Source organism: Kitasatospora sp. NPDC101155 (genome assembly GCF_044768305.1).
Classification (GTDB): Bacteria; Actinomycetota; Actinomycetes; order Streptomycetales; family Streptomycetaceae; genus Kitasatospora.
Map to the genome: position 1 here is coordinate 5,153 of NZ_JBIWPN010000036.1, position 17,413 is coordinate 22,565.

The 17,413-nt window shown below is 73.6% G+C and carries 18 protein-coding genes; 12 read left to right on the top strand and 6 right to left on the bottom strand.

Annotated features, from left to right (window positions below):
• Positions 1-148: 148 nt before the first annotated feature.
• Complete coding sequence (locus ACIRYZ_RS34740; RefSeq protein WP_393027625.1) at positions 149-820, bottom strand: potassium channel family protein; 672 nt, start codon at positions 818-820, stop codon at positions 149-151.
• Positions 820-1,488, bottom strand: coding sequence for a potassium channel family protein (locus ACIRYZ_RS34745; RefSeq protein ID WP_402952103.1), 669 nt, complete (start codon positions 1,486-1,488; stop codon positions 820-822). Before ACIRYZ_RS34745 ends, ACIRYZ_RS34740 begins: the two co-directional genes overlap by 1 nt.
• Before the next feature lie 247 nt (positions 1,489-1,735).
• On the opposite strand from ACIRYZ_RS34745, the gene ACIRYZ_RS34750 reads away from it, so the two are divergent.
• Positions 1,736-3,811 carry an APC family permease gene (locus ACIRYZ_RS34750; RefSeq protein WP_402952105.1) on the top strand — a complete coding sequence of 692 codons (2,076 nt, stop codon included), beginning with the start codon at positions 1,736-1,738 and terminating at the stop codon, positions 3,809-3,811.
• A gap of 329 nt (positions 3,812-4,140) precedes the next feature.
• Positions 4,141-5,490 (top strand): class I SAM-dependent RNA methyltransferase, encoded by a 1,350-nt coding sequence (locus tag ACIRYZ_RS34755; protein ID WP_402952178.1) that lies wholly within the window; start codon positions 4,141-4,143, stop codon positions 5,488-5,490.
• 66 nt (positions 5,491-5,556) lie between these two features.
• Here ACIRYZ_RS34755 and ACIRYZ_RS34760 read toward each other — a convergent pair whose 3' ends face one another.
• Entirely contained in the window at positions 5,557-5,751 is a 195-nt protein-coding gene (locus tag ACIRYZ_RS34760) for a hypothetical protein (protein WP_387619871.1), read from the bottom strand.
• Positions 5,752-6,023: 272 nt separating this feature from the next.
• On the opposite strand from ACIRYZ_RS34760, the gene ACIRYZ_RS34765 reads away from it, so the two are divergent.
• Both ACIRYZ_RS34765 and ACIRYZ_RS34770 read left to right on the top strand, forming a co-directional pair.
• Positions 6,024-6,260, top strand: coding sequence for a toxin-antitoxin system HicB family antitoxin (locus ACIRYZ_RS34765; RefSeq protein WP_380613687.1), 237 nt, complete (start codon positions 6,024-6,026; stop codon positions 6,258-6,260).
• The gene (locus ACIRYZ_RS34770; RefSeq protein WP_402952108.1) at positions 6,257-6,685 is read left to right on the top strand and encodes a fic family toxin-antitoxin system, toxin component; all 429 of its coding nucleotides are present in this window, start codon (positions 6,257-6,259) and stop codon (positions 6,683-6,685) included. Before ACIRYZ_RS34765 ends, ACIRYZ_RS34770 begins: the two co-directional genes overlap by 4 nt.
• Before the next feature lie 126 nt (positions 6,686-6,811).
• On the opposite strand, the gene ACIRYZ_RS34775 is transcribed toward ACIRYZ_RS34770, so the two are convergent.
• On the bottom strand, positions 6,812-7,666 hold the full coding sequence (locus tag ACIRYZ_RS34775; RefSeq protein ID WP_402952110.1) for a GNAT family N-acetyltransferase: 855 nt from the start codon (positions 7,664-7,666) through the stop codon (positions 6,812-6,814).
• A 192-nt stretch (positions 7,667-7,858) separates the two neighbouring features.
• On the opposite strand from ACIRYZ_RS34775, the gene ACIRYZ_RS34780 reads away from it, so the two are divergent.
• The 6 genes from ACIRYZ_RS34780 to ACIRYZ_RS34805 all read left to right on the top strand — a co-directional run bounded on the left by ACIRYZ_RS34780 (position 7,859) and on the right by ACIRYZ_RS34805 (position 13,178).
• The gene (locus ACIRYZ_RS34780) at positions 7,859-8,752 is read left to right on the top strand and encodes a RimK family alpha-L-glutamate ligase (RefSeq protein ID WP_402952111.1); all 894 of its coding nucleotides are present in this window, start codon (positions 7,859-7,861) and stop codon (positions 8,750-8,752) included.
• Complete coding sequence (locus ACIRYZ_RS34785) at positions 8,749-9,591, top strand: RimK family alpha-L-glutamate ligase (protein ID WP_402952113.1); 843 nt, start codon at positions 8,749-8,751, stop codon at positions 9,589-9,591. Before ACIRYZ_RS34780 ends, ACIRYZ_RS34785 begins: the two co-directional genes overlap by 4 nt.
• Before the next feature lie 52 nt (positions 9,592-9,643).
• The gene (locus ACIRYZ_RS34790) at positions 9,644-10,504 is read left to right on the top strand and encodes a putative RNA methyltransferase (protein WP_402952115.1); all 861 of its coding nucleotides are present in this window, start codon (positions 9,644-9,646) and stop codon (positions 10,502-10,504) included.
• Positions 10,505-10,679: 175 nt separating this feature from the next.
• Complete coding sequence (locus ACIRYZ_RS34795) at positions 10,680-11,987, top strand: AAA family ATPase (RefSeq protein ID WP_402952117.1); 1,308 nt, start codon at positions 10,680-10,682, stop codon at positions 11,985-11,987.
• Entirely contained in the window at positions 11,984-12,379 is a 396-nt protein-coding gene (locus tag ACIRYZ_RS34800; protein ID WP_387619853.1) for a nucleotide pyrophosphohydrolase, read from the top strand. The genes ACIRYZ_RS34795 and ACIRYZ_RS34800 overlap by 4 nt, the downstream gene beginning before the upstream one ends.
• A 169-nt stretch (positions 12,380-12,548) precedes the next feature.
• Positions 12,549-13,178, top strand: a complete 630-nt coding sequence (locus tag ACIRYZ_RS34805; protein ID WP_402952118.1) for a DUF6099 family protein — start codon at positions 12,549-12,551, stop codon at positions 13,176-13,178.
• On the opposite strand, the gene ACIRYZ_RS34810 is transcribed toward ACIRYZ_RS34805, so the two are convergent.
• The gene (locus ACIRYZ_RS34810; protein ID WP_402952120.1) at positions 13,124-13,360 is read right to left on the bottom strand and encodes a hypothetical protein; all 237 of its coding nucleotides are present in this window, start codon (positions 13,358-13,360) and stop codon (positions 13,124-13,126) included. The two genes, ACIRYZ_RS34805 and ACIRYZ_RS34810, sit on opposite strands and share 55 nt — an antisense overlap.
• Positions 13,361-13,719: 359 nt before the next feature.
• Between ACIRYZ_RS34810 and helR the strand changes: the two genes are divergently transcribed.
• Together helR and ACIRYZ_RS34820 are read left to right on the top strand one after the other, a co-directional pair.
• Positions 13,720-15,879 (top strand): RNA polymerase recycling motor ATPase HelR, encoded by a 2,160-nt coding sequence (gene helR, locus ACIRYZ_RS34815; protein ID WP_402952121.1) that lies wholly within the window; start codon positions 13,720-13,722, stop codon positions 15,877-15,879.
• Positions 15,880-16,002: 123 nt separating this feature from the next.
• A complete protein-coding gene (locus tag ACIRYZ_RS34820) occupies positions 16,003-16,302 on the top strand; it encodes a DUF6087 family protein (protein WP_402952123.1) in 300 nt (99 codons plus the stop codon).
• A gap of 91 nt (positions 16,303-16,393) precedes the next feature.
• Here the strand turns inward: ACIRYZ_RS34820 and dapD are convergent, their stop codons facing one another.
• On the bottom strand, positions 16,394-17,383 hold the full coding sequence (gene dapD / locus ACIRYZ_RS34825) for a 2,3,4,5-tetrahydropyridine-2,6-dicarboxylate N-succinyltransferase (RefSeq protein ID WP_380613695.1): 990 nt from the start codon (positions 17,381-17,383) through the stop codon (positions 16,394-16,396).
• Positions 17,384-17,413 lie beyond the last annotated feature (30 nt).

Here is a 17,413-nt window from a genome sequence, read left to right on the forward strand (position 1 = left end):
TGCTGAGGGCCCCGCCGCCTAACCAGGCGCAGGTGGACGCCCCCGCGGTGGCGCGGCCAACGTCCCCCCGCCCGCGGCACGTGTCGGGCGGCGGGCCCGCACCCGGGTGGGTGCGGGCCCTCCGCCGTGTCCCGTGTTCCCGCTGTTCCTACTGGGCGCCGGTGGTGGCCGAGAGCAGTTGCTCCAGCTCCTCCTCGCGCTCCTGCGCGGCGACGAAGAGCAGCTCGTCGCCGCCCTCCAGGGTGTCGTCCTTGCTCGGCACCAGCACCCGGCCCTCGCGGATGATGCTCACCAGCGCGGTGTCCTGCGGCCAGGTCACGTCGCCGACCCGGGTGCCGACCAGCTCGGCCTCGCCGGCCAGGGTCAGCTCGACCAGGTTGGCGTTGCCCTGGCTGAAGCGCATCAGGCGGACCAGGTCGCCGACGCTGACCGCCTCCTCGACCAGGGCGGACATCAGGCGCGGGGTGGACACGGCCACGTCCACGCCCCAGGACTCGTTGAAGAGCCACTCGTTCTTCGGGTTGTTCACCCGGGCGACCACCCGCGGCACCGCGTACTCGGTCTTGGCGAGCAGCGAGACGACCAGGTTGACCTTGTCGTCACCGGTCGCGGCGATCACCACGTGGCAGCGCTGCAGCGCCGCCTCGTCCAGCGAGGTGATCTCGCAGGCGTCGGCCAGCAGCCACTCCGCCATCGGGACCCGCTCCACCGAGATGGCGTTCGGGTTCTTGTCTATCAGCAGGACCTCGTGGCCGTTCTCCAGCAGCTCGCCCGCGATCGAGCGGCCCACGGCACCGGCCCCGGCAATGGCGACCCGCATCAGTGACCCTCCTCCTTCGGCCCCTGCGCGAACGCGGCCTCGACCGCCGTCAGGTCGGTCCGGCGCACCGTCACGTGCACCAGGTCGCCCTCCTGCACCACCATCTGCGGTGAGGGCAGCACGCCCTCACCGAGCCGGGTGACGAACGCCACCCGGGCGCCGGAGGCTTCCTCCAGCAGGCTGATCCGGTGGCCGACCCAGTTCGGGTGGTAGGCGACCTCGGCCAGCTGCACGCTGCCGCTCGGGTCCTGCCACAGCGGCTCGGCGCCGCTCGGCAGCAGTCGGCGCAGCATCTGGTCGGCGGTCCAGCGGACCGTCGCCACGGTCGGGATGCCCAGGCGCTGGTACACCTCGGCGCGGCGGGGGTCGTAGATCCGGGCCGCGACGTTCTCGACGCCGAAGGTCTCCCGGGCCACGCGCGCGGCGATGATGTTGGAGTTGTCGCCGCTGGAGACGGCGGCGAAGGCGCCGGCCTCCTCGATGCCCGCCTCGCGCAGGGTGTCCTGGTCGAAGCCGACCCCGGTCACCCGGCGCCCGTTGAACCCGGCGCCCAGCCGACGGAACGCGGTCGGGTCCTGGTCGACCACGGCCACCGAGTGGCCCTGTTTCTCGAGTGTTCTGGCGAGGGCGGAGCCCACGCGGCCGCAGCCCATGATGACGATGTGCACCGGCGCTACCTCACCCGTTCCGAAGGGTTCTTGACCTGCGCAAACACCGTTCATCTCCCTTTCCCGCCCGGTGGTTCCGGGGCGAGCGTTCTCGTGGGGCGTCGGCCGGACTCCGCTCGACAACCAGAGTGTTGCCCACCGACTCGTATCCGACACGCTAGCCGGTCCACCGAACGCAGTCGCGACGAAGGGGGGGATAAACGGCGCAAGCCCTGCCGGGAAACCCCTACGATTCCTTAACGTGCCTATGCCGACTGACCTTCCGAAACGCATCCTGATCGGGCGCGCCCTGCGCAGCGACAAGCTCGGGGAAACCCTTCTTCCCAAGCGGATCGCGCTGCCCGTCTTCGCCTCGGACGCGCTCTCCTCGGTCGCGTACGCCCCCGAGGAGATCCTGCTCACCCTCTCCGTCGCGGGCGCCTCGGCGATCCACTTCTCCTGGCAGATCGGCCTCGTCGTGGCGATCGTGATGCTCGCCGTGGTCGCCTCGTACCGGCAGAACGTGCACGCCTACCCGAGCGGAGGCGGCGACTACGAGGTGGCGACCGTCAACCACGGGCCGGCCGCCGGTCTGGTGGTCGCGGCGGCTCTGATGGTCGACTACGTGCTGACCGTGGCCGTGTCCACCACCTCAGGCGTCGCCAACGTGGTCTCCGCCGTCCCGGCGCTGCGCGGGCACGAGATGATCGTGTCGGTGGTCGTGGTCGTGCTGCTGATGGGCATGAACCTGCGCGGCGTCCGTGAGTCCGGCTCCGCCTTCGCGGTGCCCACCTACGCCTTCATGGCGGGCGTGATCGGGATGGTCGGCTACGGGGTGTTCCGGCATTTCGTGCTCGGCCAGGACATGCCCGCCGAGAGCTCCGGCTTCCACCTCGCCGCCACCCCGGGCAACGACTCGCTCGCCGGGTTCGCGATGGTGTTCCTGCTGCTGAAGTCCTTCTCCTCCGGCTGCGCCGCGCTCACCGGTGTGGAGGCGATCTCCAACGGCGTGCCGGCCTTCCGCAAGCCGAAGAGCAAGAACGCGGCCACCACGCTGCTGATGATGGCCTCCATCGCCGTGGTGATGTTCATGGGCATCATCTGGCTGGCCCGGCTGACCGGGGTGCAGATGGCCGAGAACCCGGCCGAGCAGCTGGTCGGCTCCGGGTCCGGCTACCACCAGAAGACCGCGCTGGCCCAGATCAGCGAGGCCGTCTTCAACAACTTCACGCCCGGCTTCTACTTCGTCGCCGCCGTCACCGGCCTGATCCTGGTGCTGGCCGCCAACACGGCCTTCAACGGCTTCCCGGTGCTCGGCTCGATCCTGGCCCAGGACCGCTACCTGCCGCGCCAGCTGCACACCCGCGGCGACCGGCTGGCCTTCTCCAACGGCATCATCCTGCTGGCGATCGCCGCGATCCTGCTGATCATCGCCTTCGACGCGGACCCGACCAGGCTGATCCAGCTCTACATCGTCGGCGTCTTCGTCTCCTTCAACATGAGCCAGTCCGGCATGATCCGGCACTGGACCCGGCTGCTGCGCACCGAGACCGACCCGGCCGAGCGCCGGCACATGCAGCGCAGCCGGGCGATCAACGGCTTCGGCCTGGTGATGACCATGGCGGTGCTGATCGTCGTGCTGGTCACCAAGATCGGCCACGCCTGGATCGCGATCGCCGCGATGGCCGTGCTGTTCGTGATGATGAAGGGCATCCGCCGCCACTACGACCGGGTCTCCGAGGAGCTCACCGCCGCCGAGGAGCCGGACGACGTGGTGCCGCCCACCCGGGTGCACGCGATCGTGCTGGTCTCCAAGCTGCACAAGCCGGCGCTGCGCGCCCTCGCGTACGCCAGACTGGCCCACGCCCACGCGCTGGAGGCGCTCACCGTCAACGTCGACCCGGCGGACACCACGGCGCTGCGGCGGGAGTGGGACGAGCGCGGCATCGAGGTGCCGCTCAAGGTGCTGGACTCGCCGTACCGCGAGATCACCGGGCCGGTCCTCGACTACGTGAAGAACCTGCGGCGCAGCAGCCCGCGCGACGTGGTCTCGGTCTACATCCCGGAGTACGTGGTCGGCCACTGGTACGAGCACCTGCTGCACAACCAGAGCGCGCTGCGCCTCAAGGGGCGGCTGCTGTTCAAGCCCGGGGTGATGGTCACCTCGGTGCCCTGGCAGCTGGAGTCCTCGGAGCGGCGCAAGCCGCAGAAGGCCTGGTCGCCGCCGGGTGCCGTCCGCCGTGGCGAGCCGCGGGCGCCGAAGGCCGTAAAGTCGAAGGATTCCGTCTCCACCGGTGCGACCGCCGGTGACACCTCCGACCGCAGCAAGGACTCCTCCCAGTGACGCGCAACACTCCGCCCCGTTCCTCGGGCTCCTCCGGTGCCTCCGGCAAGGGCAAGGGCGCCCGTCGGGGCGGCTCCCAGCCCGGGCAGGTCGCCCGGCCGCGCTGGGGCAAGCCGAACCGCCCGGAGGCCACCGACCGTGACGGCCTGACGGCGCGCACGGCGCCGATCGTGCCGGGGGAGGCCCGTTCGGAGGCCCCGGTCGAGAAGCCCGTCAGGGCCGAGAAGTCCGCGCGCGGTGAGAAGGGTGCCCGGGCGGAGAAGGAGAAGGGCGCCGCCGGGGCGGCCCGGAAGGCGCCGCGCAAGCAGGCGGTGCGCCCGCCGAAGGCGCTGCGCACGGCCGCCGCGCGGGCGCCGCGGACGGAGAAGCCGTCCGGCGAGCCGCTGGTCGGGCAGCGCTACGAGGTCGAGGTCGGCCCGGTCGCGCACGGCGGCGGGCACTGCGTGGCCCGGCACGAGGGCCGAGTGCTGTTCGTCCGGCACGCGCTGCCGGGCGAGAAGGTGGTCGCGCTGGTGACCGAGGGCACCAGCACCTCGCGCTTCCTGCGGGCCGACGCGGTGGAGGTGCTGGAGCCGGCCAAGGACCGGATCGAGGCGCCGTGCCCGTTCGCCGGGCCGGGCAAGTGCGGCGGCTGCGACTGGCAGCACGTGACCCCGGGTGGTCAGCGCAAGCTCAAGGCGGCGGTGCTGACCGAGCAGCTGGCGAAGCTGGCCGGGCTCACCCCGGCCGAGGCGGGCTGGGACGGCAGCGTCGAGCCGGTCGGCGGCAAGCTGCCGGCCGGGCAGGTGCCGGCCTGGCGCACCCGGGTGCAGTACGCGGTGGACGCGGAGACCGGCAAGGTCGGCCTGCGCAAGCACCGCTCGCACGACGTGCAGCCGGTGGACCGCTGCCTGATCGCCGCCGAGGGCGTCACCGAGCTGGGCATCGAGTCCCGCGACTGGCCGGGCGTGGCGAGCGTCGAGGCGATCGCCGCGACCGGCTCCTCGGACCGTCAGGTGGTGCTGACCCCGCGCGACGGCGCCCAGCTGCCGCTGGTCGAGCTGGACAAGCCGGTGTCGATCGCCCGGGTGGACGAGCAGGGTGACCTGCACCGGGTGCACGGGCGCAGTTTCGTCCGCGAGCGGGCGGCCGGGCGGACCTGGCGGGTCAGCAACGGCGGCTTCTGGCAGATCCACCCGGAGGCGCCGGACACCCTGGTCGACGCGGTGCTGGACGGGCTGGACCCGCAGTGGGGCGAGAACGCGCTCGACCTGTACTGCGGCGTCGGCCTGTTCGCGGGCGCGCTGGCCGACCGGGTCGGCGAGGACGGCGCGGTGCTCGGCATCGAGTCGGCCAAGCAGGCCGTGGTCGACGCCCGGCACAACCTGGCCGCGCTGGACAACGTGCGGATCGAGTGCGACCGGGTCGAGACGCTGCTGCCGCGCACCGGCATCACCGCCACCGACCTGATCGTCCTGGACCCGCCGCGCTCGGGTGCCGGCCGCGAGACGGTCGCCCACCTGGTGGGCCTGGAGGCGCGCCGGATCGCGTACGTGGCCTGCGACCCGGCGGCGCTCGCCCGGGACCTGAAGTTCTTCCGCGAGGGCGGCTACCGCCCGGTGTCGCTGCGGGCCTTCGACCTGTTCCCGATGACGCACCACTTCGAGTGCGTGGCGATCCTGGAGCCGGCCGGGGAGTGACCCCGTTGTCGAGGAGGCGGCACCCGTCCGGCACGGGTGCCGCCTCCTCGGCGTTTCGGGGCGCGGCTACTCGTTGTGCTCCTCTTCGTCGGCGCTGTGCGGAAGGTCGATGCCGTGCTGGGCGGCGAGCCGCAGGAGCCCGGCGATCCTGCCCTCATATGCCTGGACGCCGTCGGCGTCCCCTTGGGCCTGGGCCTCCGCGAGGTCCCGGCGGGCCTGGGCGAGCTGCTCGCGCAGCTCCTGGTCGAATATGGCTGTCATTGCCGGCCTCCAGACCGGTCGGTGCCGCTCGGGGGGAACGCTCAGGAGAGTTCAGGGTCCCGAATGGTGAAGGACTCTTCAAGTCTCACTCGTCCCGGTGGGGATGGGGTGGCGGCGGGGCGGGTATGGGAGCTGGGCCGCCTCCGGCGGGTCCGGTGGCGGCTTCGGTGACGGCTTCGATGACAGAAGGTTGCGCGGGGGCGTGCGGCAGGTGTGCGGGCGGTGTGCGTGCGCCCTTGTTGTGCTAGCACTTCGGCGCTAGCTTGAACGGCATGGGCAAGAAGCAGCTGAACGTCCGAGTGGACGCCACGACCGCGGAGATGGCCCGGGAACGGGCGGAGCAGCAGGGGATCAGCATGAACCAGTACATCGAGCGCCTGGTCCAGCAGGACATGGGTGAGTCGGGGCGGGCCTTCGTCGACGCGGCCGCGCAGTTCATGAAGGAGTACGAGACGGCGTTCCTCGCCGAGTTCGGGGAGCCGGGCGAGATCCAGGACGTGCGCCGTTGAAACTGGAGGTCGACCTCTCGTGGCTGCTCATGACCGCCGAGCAGTACACGCCCGGTGACCCGCAGGTCACCGACTACGGCTCGCTGCTCGCGGCCGTCACCCGGCACCAGGCCGAGATCTTCGACATCTCCGTCTACCCCGAACCGCAGGACCGCGCCGCCGCGCTGATGCACCAGCTGATCCGGGTGCCGGCCCTGGAGAGGACCAACGAGCTCTACGCGACCGCCGTCGCCTACGCCTACCTCGTCGCCAGCGGCTGCACCGTCGCCACCACCGCCCGCGAGGTGCGCAGCCTGTCCCGGGCCATCCGGGAGGGGAGGCTCGGGGTGTCCGGGGTCGCGGAGCGGCTGGCGGCCTGGGTGGTGGACGAGGCTGAGGGAGAGGGTGTCAGCGGGGCGGACGACGAGGACGAGGACGACGACTGATTGCCGGGCCTTTGGGCCGTGGGGCTGTTCGGTCGTGGGGCTGTTTGACCGCTTGGCCGCCCGACTGGTCGGCCGCCAGGTCGGTTGACCGGTTGACCGGTTGACCGCCGTCCTCGCCGCTGCGGCTCAGGGCTCCGCGATGAGGGCCGTCGCGAACGGGCGGAAGCCGGCCCGGCGGTAGATCCGGGCGACGTCCTCGTCGGAGGCGGACAGGAACACCGTCCGCACGCCGTTGGCGCGCGCGTGCGCCACCAGGGCCGCGGTGACGGCCAGACCCAGGCCGCGCCGGCGCGCGGACGGGAGCGTCCCGACCCCGACCACCTCGGTGACCGGGCCCACCGGGTTGTGCTGGCCCGCGCACAGCACCTCGGCGCCGTCCAGGGCGGCGGCCAGCACGGTCACGCCGTCGGTGAGTCGCCGGGCGATCCGCGCCACTCCGCCGTCGGCCGTCAACTTCGCCGCGTTCTCGGCCAGTTCGGCCGCTCCCGCGGAGCCGGTGGCGGTGCCCGGGTTGCCGAAGGCCACGTGCGGGACGGCGACCGCGTCGGCCAGCTCGGGGGCGTCCGCACCCACTAGCCGCACCTCCACCCGCCCGGGGAGGCCGGGCGCCGGGGCCGGCTCGTCCTGCGGGCCCAGCACCAGCAGCGGGTGCTCGTGCACCGTCAGCCCGGCCGCCTCCACGGCCGCGCGCAGCCCGGGGTTCTGCTCGGCGACCCACTCGAAGGCCTCCGGCGCGCCCAACTCCCGCTGCCGCTCCAGCACCTTGCGCACGTCCTCGGCGGTGGCGGCCGGGCCGTCGTGGCCGAGGGTCGGGCGGGCGTAGTACGGCCAGCCGGTGTCGCCCCTGCGGACGAACAGGGTCAGCGGGCCGAAGTCCTCGGCGTCGGCGGCACTGCGGGGCGCGGTGTCGTAGTAGCGCTCGATCTCGTCGAGCAGGGCGCGGTCGTCGGGAACATGATCAACGGAAGTCACGGCGTGCATCCAAGCAGGGGTGTTGACGGTCCGCCACCGCTTTGTGCGGGTGCCCGGGCGGCGGGTCGTGGATTGTTGCCGAACGCTTACCGGCTCGCGGTGATCTTGTGCGTACACGTCGGGCATGCTGAACCCTTCACAGCTCTGCCGAGGGGGACGGCGGACGTCCGCACTCGGCGATGCAAGGGGGAAGACAGGCCCATGAGGCTCTGCTTTCTGGTGGAGGAGCACTACCGGCGGGACGGGATGCCGCTCGACGTGGCGCGGCAACTCACCGCGTGGGGGCACCGGGTGGACGTGCTGCGCCCCGGGGACTCGCTGATGGTGGTCTCCGAGGCGGTGCGGGCCGGCAGCCACGACGCCTGGGTGCTCAAGACCGTCTCCGGCGGGCCCGGGCTCACCCTGCTGGAGGCGGCCGCCGCCGTGGGCCTGACCACCGTCAACGACGTGCGCTCGATCCGCGGCGTCCGGGACAAGGCGCTCGCCTCGGTCATCGCCCGTACCCGCGGCCTGCCCGTCCCGGTCACCTACGCGGCCGCCCGCTGGGAGCGGCTCACCGAGATCCCGGCCGCCGAGTACCCGCTGGTCGTCAAGCCGGCCGACGGCAGCTCGGGGCGGGGCGTCCGGCTGGTGGCCGGGCCCGACGACCTGCCCGGCCTCGGGTCCGAACTCGCGGGCGAGGGGCTGCTGATCGCGCAGCCGTACGTGCCCAACTCCGGGACGGACCTGAAGGTGTACTGCGTCGACGGCGAGTTCTTCGCGACGGAACGTTCCTCCCCGCTGCACCCCGGTCAGGGCGTTCGCGAACGGCAGGTGCCGCTGCCGGCGAGCGTGGCGCGGATCGCGGCACAGGTGGGCGAGGTGTTCGGGCTGGACCTGTACGGGCTCGACGTGCTGCTCGGGCCGGACGGGCCGGTGGTGGTGGACGTCAACGACTTCCCGAGCTTCCGGCAGGTGCCGGACGCGGTGGCCCGGGTCGCCCGAGCGGTGCTGCGGCTCGCGCGCAGCGGGACGGCCGTGTCGGCGCCCGCGCTGGTGCCGGCGGGTGGTGCCCCGTACGGCCGGCTGGGGCTCGTGGACGGTGACTTGCTGTGAGGGTCGGGCTGATCGCGCGAGATCCGGGGCACCCGGTGCTCGTGGCCGCCGCCGAGGTGCTGGTGCGGCGCGGGTGCGAGGTGGAGGTCGTTCCGCCCGGCGGCGGGGTGGAGGTCGTTCCGCCCGGCGGCGGGGTGGGGGCGCTTGCCGATGTCTATCTGCTCAAGGCTCGTACGCCGCAAGCGCTTTCGCTGGCGCGGGAGTTGGAGCGGCGGGGTGCGGTCGTGGTCAACTCGGCGGCGGCGACGGAGCTCTGCCAGGACCGGGTGCGGATGGCGCAACTCGCCCGGGACGCCGGGCTGCCGTTCGCGGCGACCGTGGCAGCCGGGCGATTGGGCGAACTCGCGCCTCCGGCTTACCCGTTCGTGGTCAAGAGCCGGCACAGCCGACGGCACGACCTGGTCGCGCGGGTCGACGGTGCGGCCCGGCTGCGGGACCTCGTCGAGCGCTGGCCGCAGGAGGAGGTGGTCACCCAGCCGTACCTGCCGGGGAGCGGCTGGGACCAGAAGCTGTGGGTGGTCGACGGGCGGGTGTTCGCGGCTCGGCGGCGCTCCGAACTCTCCCCGGACGAGGGTGGGCCCGGGGCGGCGGGGGAGTGGGAGCCGTCCGCCGGGCTGGCCGCGCTGGCGCTACGGGTGGGGGAGGTGTTCGGGCTCGACGTGTACGGGGTCGACCTGCTGGACGGGGCGGCGGAGCCGGTCATCGTGGACGTCAACGCGTTCCCGGGGGTGCGCGGGCGGCCGGGCGCGCCGGAGGCGCTCGCCGGGCTGGCGTTGCGGCTGGCTGCGGGGCGGGCGGCACCGGAGCGGGGTCGGGTTTCGGCGGGCCGGGGTCGTTAGGCTGGCTGGCGCCCCCGAACAGCCGGGGCGAACGGCGAGAGAAGACGGAACGTTGCTGCAGGACATCGAGCCCTACCTGGCCTGCCCCCATTGCGCGCAGGCCCTCACCCGGCACGAGCGCAGCCTGCGCTGCCCCGCCGGGCACAGCTTCGACCTCGCCAAGCAGGGCTACGTCAGCCTCCTCGCCGGCGACGCCCACACCGGCACCGGCGACACCGCCGAGATGGTCGCCGCCCGCGCCGACTTCCTCGCCGCCGGCCACTACCGGCCGATCGCCGACGCCCTCGCCGAGGCCGCTTCCGCCGCCCCGGCCGCCCCGGCCGCCCCGGCCGTCGCCCCGGGGGGCCTGGTGGCCGACCTCGGCGCCGGCACCGGCCACTACCTGGCCCACGTCCTCGACGCCCTGCCCGGCCGGGTCGGCGCCGCGCTCGACATCTCCAAGTACGCGCTGCGCCGCGCCGCCAAGGCCCACTCCAGGATCGGCGCCGTGGTCTGCGACGCCTGGCGCCCGCTGCCGCTGCGGGACGCCTCCGCCGACCTGATGCTCAACGTGTTCGCCCCGCGCAACGGACCCGAGATCCGCCGGGTGCTGCGCCCTGGCGGCACCCTGCTCCTGGTCTCGCCCACCGCCCGCCACCTGCGCGAACTGGTGGCCGCGCTCGGGCTGCTGTCGGTGGACGAGGACAAGCAGCGCCGGATCGACGAGAAGCTCGGACCCCATCTGACGCCGGTGGAGCAGCGGGAGGTCGAGTTCACCCTGCGCCTCGCCCCGCAGGACGTCCGTACCGTCGTCGGCATGGGCCCGAGCGCCTGGCACACCGACCCGGACCGGCTCGCCGCCGCCCTGGCGGGCCTGCCGGACCCGGTCGAGGTGACCGCCTCGGTGACGGTGGCCGGGTACCGGCGGCCCTGAGCCCTGGCCGGGTCACCGTGTCGGGGCGTGGCCGCACGTTGGGATGAATCTGCTGAGCAGGCACGTTTCTCCCGATCGGGCTGCGGCTAACGTCCGACGGGTGAACCGCGACGCCGCCGCGCCCGCCGGGCCGGCCCATCTGCGACCGGGTGCTCCGTGGCCCGACCGGCCGCCCGTGCCACGTCCCACCCTTGAGGAGCTTCGGCTCACCGCCTTCAAGTCGTACCGGCGCGCCGTCCTGCCGCTCGCGCCGCTCACCGTGCTGTACGGGCCGGCCGGGGTGGGCAAGTCCAACGCCCTCGACGCGCTGGCCGTGCTGTCCCGGCTCGCCCTCGGCGAGGAGATCGCCGACTCCCTGGACGGGCTGCCGGACCGCACCGGCCCGCTCGCCGCACCCGTGCGCGGCGGCCTGGACGGGTGCGTGCCGCACGGGCGGGACGCCGTCATCCTGGGCTGCACCGTCCGCTCGCCGCGCGGCCGGATCCGGCTCGACCTGGTGATCCGCACCGACGGCCCGGTCCGGATCGCCCGGGAGTCGCTCAGCCTCGACGGCCGGACGCTGGTGGACACCAGCGAGCAGGACGTGCGCAGCCGGCGCGTCAACGTCTGCTGGCACAACGACACCCGGCAGGGTGACATCCGGGCGCCGCTCCCCAGCGGCACCATGATCACCGCGCAGCTGCCGCTGAGGGTGGCCGGCTCCTCGCACGGCGAGCGGCTGGTCCTCGCCGCCGTCGAGGACCTGCTCACCGCGCTGCGCGAGGTCTTCCCGCTGCACCCCGTCCCGGCGCTGATGCGTGGCTGGGCCAAGGCCGATCCGCAGGCCCGGCTGCGCAGCAACGCCGCCAACATCTCGGCCCTGATCAACCGGCTCAGCAACGAGTGCCCGCGCCGGTACGGGCAGCTGCTGCGGGCCGTCCAGGCCGCCGCGCCGCACCCGCTGCTCGGGCTCACCCTCGCGGAGCGCGAGAGCGGGGGCGTGCGGGGGGTGCTCGCCGTCTTCGACGAGGGCGTGCTCGGACGCACCGGGGCCGACCAGGCCTCCGACGGCATGCTGCGCCACCTCGCCTTCGCGGCGGTGCTGCTGACCGGGGCCGGGGTGCTCGACCTCGACGTGGCCGCCGAGGTGCCCTGGGCGCACCGGCAGCTCACCGTGCTCGCCGAGGACCTCGGGGCCGGGCTCGCCACCGAGCAGACCGCCTCGCTGCTGCGGCTGGCGCGGGACATGGCGGGGCGCAACCAGTTGAGGGTGGTGGCCGCGCTGCAGGAGCCGACGGCGGCGCGGGAGGCGTTCGGGGCGGGCGAGGAGCGGCCGGGGGCGGTGGCGCTGGTGGAGTGCCGGCGCGATCCGGGGTCGGGGTTCACGGTGCTGCGGCCGGAGGCGGCCCGGGTGCCGGTGCAGTGGGCGTGGGGGGACGGGGACCGGGACGGGGGCGCCCCGGAGGTGGTGGGGGGCGCGGATGCGGTAGACCTGGGGGCGTGAACGAGCGAGAGACGGGGCCGGGGGAGCGGGGCGTGCCGACGGAGCTGACCTTGGAGGGCCTTCGGCAGCGGCTGGTGGACTTCGCGGCGGCGCGGCGCTGGGAGCCGTACCACACGCCGAAGAACCTGGCGGCGGCGCTGAGCGTGGAGGCGGGGGAGCTGCTGGAGATCTTCCAGTGGCTCACGCCCGAGCAGGCGGCCGCGGTGATGTCCGACCCGGAGCGGGCCCACCGGGTGCGCGACGAGGTCGCGGACGTGCTCGCGTACCTGGTGCAGTTCTGCACCGCGGTCGGGGTGGACCCGCTGGAGGCGCTCGCGGCCAAGATCGAACGCAACGAGCACCGCTTCCCGGTGCCCGGAGGGGCGGCTGACGTCAACCCTGACGTGGGCTGATCACCCCTGTGAGGGACGGAAGTTATCCACAACCCCGGGGTTTTCCACAGCTTCGGAATGGGTGGATGCGGGTCGACCCGCTTCCCCGCACGCTTTCGCCGTGACCACTCGACCGCCCTGGTGCGGCGGTCGGGGGCGACGGCGACAGCGAGCGGAAGGAGCGGGGCCCATGGAGGCGCTGCGACTGATCAGAACGGCCCGGCACGCCCTGGCCGAGGCCAGACACGTGCCGGATGTGCTGGCCGAGGCGCGGCAGGCCGCGCTGCTGACCGAGGCGGTGGGTGCCAGGCTGGCGGAGTCGGAGGACGAGGAGCTGGCCGGGCTCGGCCAGCAGCTCTCCGAGGCGGGGGCGCACGCGGCGGTCTGCCTGGACAGGTCCGTCGCCGGCGGCATCCCGGTGAGCGGCGGGCGGGCCGGTCGGCTCACCGAACTCGGCGAACTGGCGCCGATGTTGGGAGCGCTGGACGAACTGCTGGGGGAGGTCGGGGAGACGCTCGTGGTGCTGGCCTGCGGAGCCGACACCGAGAGTCTCTACTGGACGTGCATCGACGGTGTCGACGCGATGTCGGAGTGCAAGGACGTGACCGCCCGGTTGCGGGAGGCGGTCGACCGGGGCGGAGGAGCGGAGCATACGGCGCTCGGTGGCGCGGAGCCGGAACGGGCCGGTCACGGTTCGCCGTTGCTCGTGGTCCGGCTCGGCCCGCCGGGCGAGGGCGGGCCGACGGAGGAGGAGTGGGCGCCGGACTACCGGGTGCCCGGCGCGGCCGGGGCGTCGGAGGTGTCCGTGCCGGCCGGGTAGGCGGCGGCCGGGGCGGTGCCACGGGTGCCGGACTGCAGCTCGGCGAGGTCCGCGGTCACCGAGGCGAGCAGTTCCTGCATCTGCTCCAGCAGGCTCTTGGGGGTCGCGGGCCCGGCCGAGTCGCCGGCGGCCGAGCCTGTCGGGCTGCTCGGGAACTGCGGCGTGGCAGAGGGTTCGGACATGACGGGGACCTCTTCGGATCGGTGGTGCCGTGTGCCGCAGCGACCAACGAACCGTTCCGGCGGGCGGTCACCGCGTACCACCCGATGCGGTCCAACTCCAGTACGCCGTAGGCCTCTCGGGTGAGCCGGGGTTGCCGCCGCGCCGCAGCCTCGGCTAGGGGCCGGGTCGAGGGGGAGCGCAGGGCGCGACGGGGGGCGACGGAGAAAGGAGCCGAGAGCGACTGCCGAAGGAGCGGGAGGAAGAGGGGAAAGGGGGAGAACCCACCCCTTGCCACTCTCAACATATAGCGCACCGGGGGTCTTGCGGCAAGGCCCCGGTGATGGCGCAGAATCGGCGACCTCAGATCGGAGCTGATGCCATGAATCCCCTGACCACCAGTGCTTTCGACCTTCCCGAGCGCCTTTCCGCCAAGGCCGACCCGGCGCTGATCGGGGGCGACGAGCGACACTTCGCGGACATCGCGGAGAGCCTGGAGCGGGCGATCGCCGAACTGTCCGACCAGCTCGACGCGGTGCGCCGGGCCCCGGGCGGTGCCGGGCAGGCGGCGATGGACCGGGACATCGAGGTCCACCGGCTGAGCGGCCGACTGCGCGCGCTGCGCCGTTACGGCCTGGACCTGTGCCTCGGGCGCATCGTCGCCGCGGACGACGAGGAGCCGGTGCACATCGGCCGGCTCGGGCTCACCGACAGCGAGGGACGCCGACTGCTGGTCGACTGGCGCTCGCCCGCGGCCGAGCCGTTCTTCGCGGCCACCCACGCCGACCCGATGGGTCTGGTGAGCCGCCGCCGGTACCGCTGGACCCGCGGGCGGATCGCCGACTACTGGGACGAGGTGTTCACCGCCGAGGGACTGGAGGGGCACGCCGCGCTGGACGACCAGTCCGCCTTCATCGCCAGCCTGGGCACCAACCGCTCGGCCCGGATGCGGGACGTGCTCGGTACCATCCAGGCCGACCAGGACGCCATCGTCCGGGCCGGCTCGCGCGGCGCCCTGGTGGTCGACGGCGGCCCCGGTACCGGCAAGACCGTCGTCGCGCTGCACCGCTCCGCCTACCTCCTGTACTCCGACCCCCGCCTCGGCCACCGGCGCGGCGGCGTGCTGTTCGTCGGCCCGCACCAGCCGTACCTGGCCTATGTCGCCGACGTCCTGCCCAGCCTCGGCGAGGAGGGGGTGCGGACCTGTACCGTGCGGGACTTGCTCCCCGAGGGCGCGGGCGCGGCGCCGGAGGCCGACCCGGAGGTGGCCCGGCTGAAGTCCTCCGTCGACATGGTGAAGGCGATCGAGAAGGCCGTCCGGTTCTACGAGGAGCCGCCCACCGAGGGGATGGCGGTCACCACCTACTGGTCCGACCTCTGGCTGAGCGCCGAGGACTGGGTCGAGGCCTTCGATGCCCCGGATCCGGGCACCCCGCACAACGAGGCGCGCGAGCAGATCTGGGACGAGCTGGCCTCGATCCTGATGGACAAGCTGGAGCAGGACGAGGAGGAGGTCTCGCCCGAGCTGTTCCGGCGCTCGCTGCGGCAGGACCGGGAGCTGGTCGAGACGCTGAACCGTGCCTGGCCGCTGCTCGACGCGACCGACCTGGTCGGCGACCTCTGGTCGGTGCCCGCCTACCTGCGGATGTGCGCCCCCCACCTCGCCCCCGAGGAGGTCCGCACGCTCCAGCGCAAGCACGCCCCGAACGCCTGGACGGTCTCCGACCTGCCGCTCCTGGACGCGGCCCGCCAGCGGCTCGGGGACCGCGAGGCCATTCTGCGCCGGAACCGCCACCAGGCCTCGGCGGCCGCCGAGCGGGCGCGGATGGCCGACGTGATCGGCGACCTCCTCCAGGCCGACGACGACGGCGAGGGCGCGGTGACCATGCTGCGCGGCCGGGACCTCCAGGACACCCTGATCGACGAGGCCGCGCTGCCCGGCGCCGACGCGGAGCCACTGGCCGGCCCGTTCGCGCACATCGTCGTGGACGAGGCCCAGGAACTCACCGACGCGGAGTGGCAGATGCTGCTGCTGCGCTGCCCGTCCCGGAGCTTCACCATCGTCGGGGACCGCGCCCAGGCCAGGCAGGGCTTCACCGAGTCCTGGCAGGAGCGGCTCGGGCGGGTCGGGCTCGACCGCACCACCCTGGCCTCGCTGAGCATCAACTACCGGACGCCGGAGGAGGTCATGGCGGAGGCCGAGCCGGCCATCCGGGCGGCCCTGCCGGACGCCAACGTGCCGACCTCGGTGCGCAGCAGCGGCATCCCGGTCCGGCACGGGGCGGTGGCGGAGCTGGACGAGGTGCTCGACACCTGGCTCGCCGAGCACGCCGAAGGGGTCGCCTGCGTCATAGGCGCCCCGGGCTTCCGGGAGCGGCCGAGGGTCCGTTCGCTCACCCCGCAGCTGGCCAAGGGGCTCGAATTCGACCTGGTCGTCCTGGTCGACCCGGAGGCGTTCGGTGAGGGCGTCGAGGGAGCGGTCGACCGCTACGTCGCGATGACCAGGGCGACCCAGCAGCTCGCCGTGCTGAGGAGCCGCTGATGGTGCGATAGACCGCGGTGGACACCGGGAGGGAGCGGAGAGCTTCGGGCACCGGGGCCGGTGCGTCCCCCGGTCGAGTGACGAGGGTGCCGATCAACGGGGTGAGGAGGCCAGACTGGGACGATGGACGAGGGCGAACCGCTGGCGTCGTGGGCCGCGAGGCGGGAGCAACGACTGCGGCCGGTCGGGCAGTTGAGGGCCGTGCGGCTCGCGGACGAGCAACAGCGGGGCGCCCACGTGGCGCCGCGCGAGCCGCGGCTGATCGTGCGGTGGGACGGCTACCAGTGGCTGGCGGAGACGGTGGCCGAGGACTACGCCGCCGCCCAGCGGATCCTGCACGGGATCGAGGGCGACGGGGTGCGGTGGCCGCCCTACTCGGCGCCGCGGCAGCGGAAGGCGCCGGGGCGCCACCGTCGGCCGTAGGGCGCGGCGGTCCGTACCGGCCGCAACCCCGTAGAACGCCGAAGGGGCCCGGCGCATCCAGCGCCGGACCCCGAGGGCCACTGCCCGAAGGTCAGTTGTGGGCGTGCAGGTCCGCGTTCAGACCGCCCCAGGAGCCGGAGCGGGCGATGACCTCGACCGCGCCGGTCTGCGAGTTGCGGCGGAACAGCAGGTTGTCCTGGCCGGACAGTTCGACGGCCTTGGCCACCGTGCCGTCCGGGGTGGTGACCCGGGTGCCGGCGGTGACGTACAGACCGGCCTCGACCACGCAGTCGCTGCCCAGCGAGATGCCGATGCCCGCGTTGGCGCCGAGCAGGCAGCGCTCGCCGACCGAGACGACCTGCTTGCCGCCGCCGGACAGGGTGCCCATGATCGAGGCGCCGCCGCCGATGTCGCTGTGGTCGCCGACCACGACGCCCGCGCTGATCCGGCCCTCGACCATCGAGGTGCCGAGGGTGCCGGCGTTGAAGTTGACGAAGCCCTCGTGCATCACGGTGGTGCCGGACGCCAGGTGTGCGCCGAGCCGGACGCGGTCGGCGTGGGCGATGCGCACACCGGTCGGGGCGACGTAGTCGGTCATCCGCGGGAACTTGTCGATCCCGTAGACGGCCAGCTGGCCGCCCTGGGCGCGGACGGCGAGGCGGGCTTGCTCGACCTTGTCCACCGGGACGGGGCCGATGCTGGTCCACGCGACGTTGGCGAGCAGACCGAAGATGCCGTCCAGGTTCTGGCCGTGCGGCTTGACCAGGCGGTGGCTGAGCAGGTGCAGGCGCAGGTACACGTCGTGGGTGTCGAGCGGCTTCTCGTCCAGCGAGGCGATGGTGGTGCGCACGGCGACCACCTCGACGCCGCGGCGGGCGTCGGCGCGCAGGGCGTCGGCGGCGCCGGCGCCGAGCTCGGCCTCGGCCTGCTCGGCGGTCAGGCGGACGGTGCCGGCCGGGCCGGGCTCGGCGGCCAGGACGGGGGCGGGGAACCAGGTGTCGAGGACGGTGCCGTCGGCGGCGATGGTGGCCAGGCCGGTGGCCACGGCGCCGTTCGGAAGGGAGGTGGATTCAGCAGTCACACCGTGCACGTTAACCAATGCGGGGCCCTA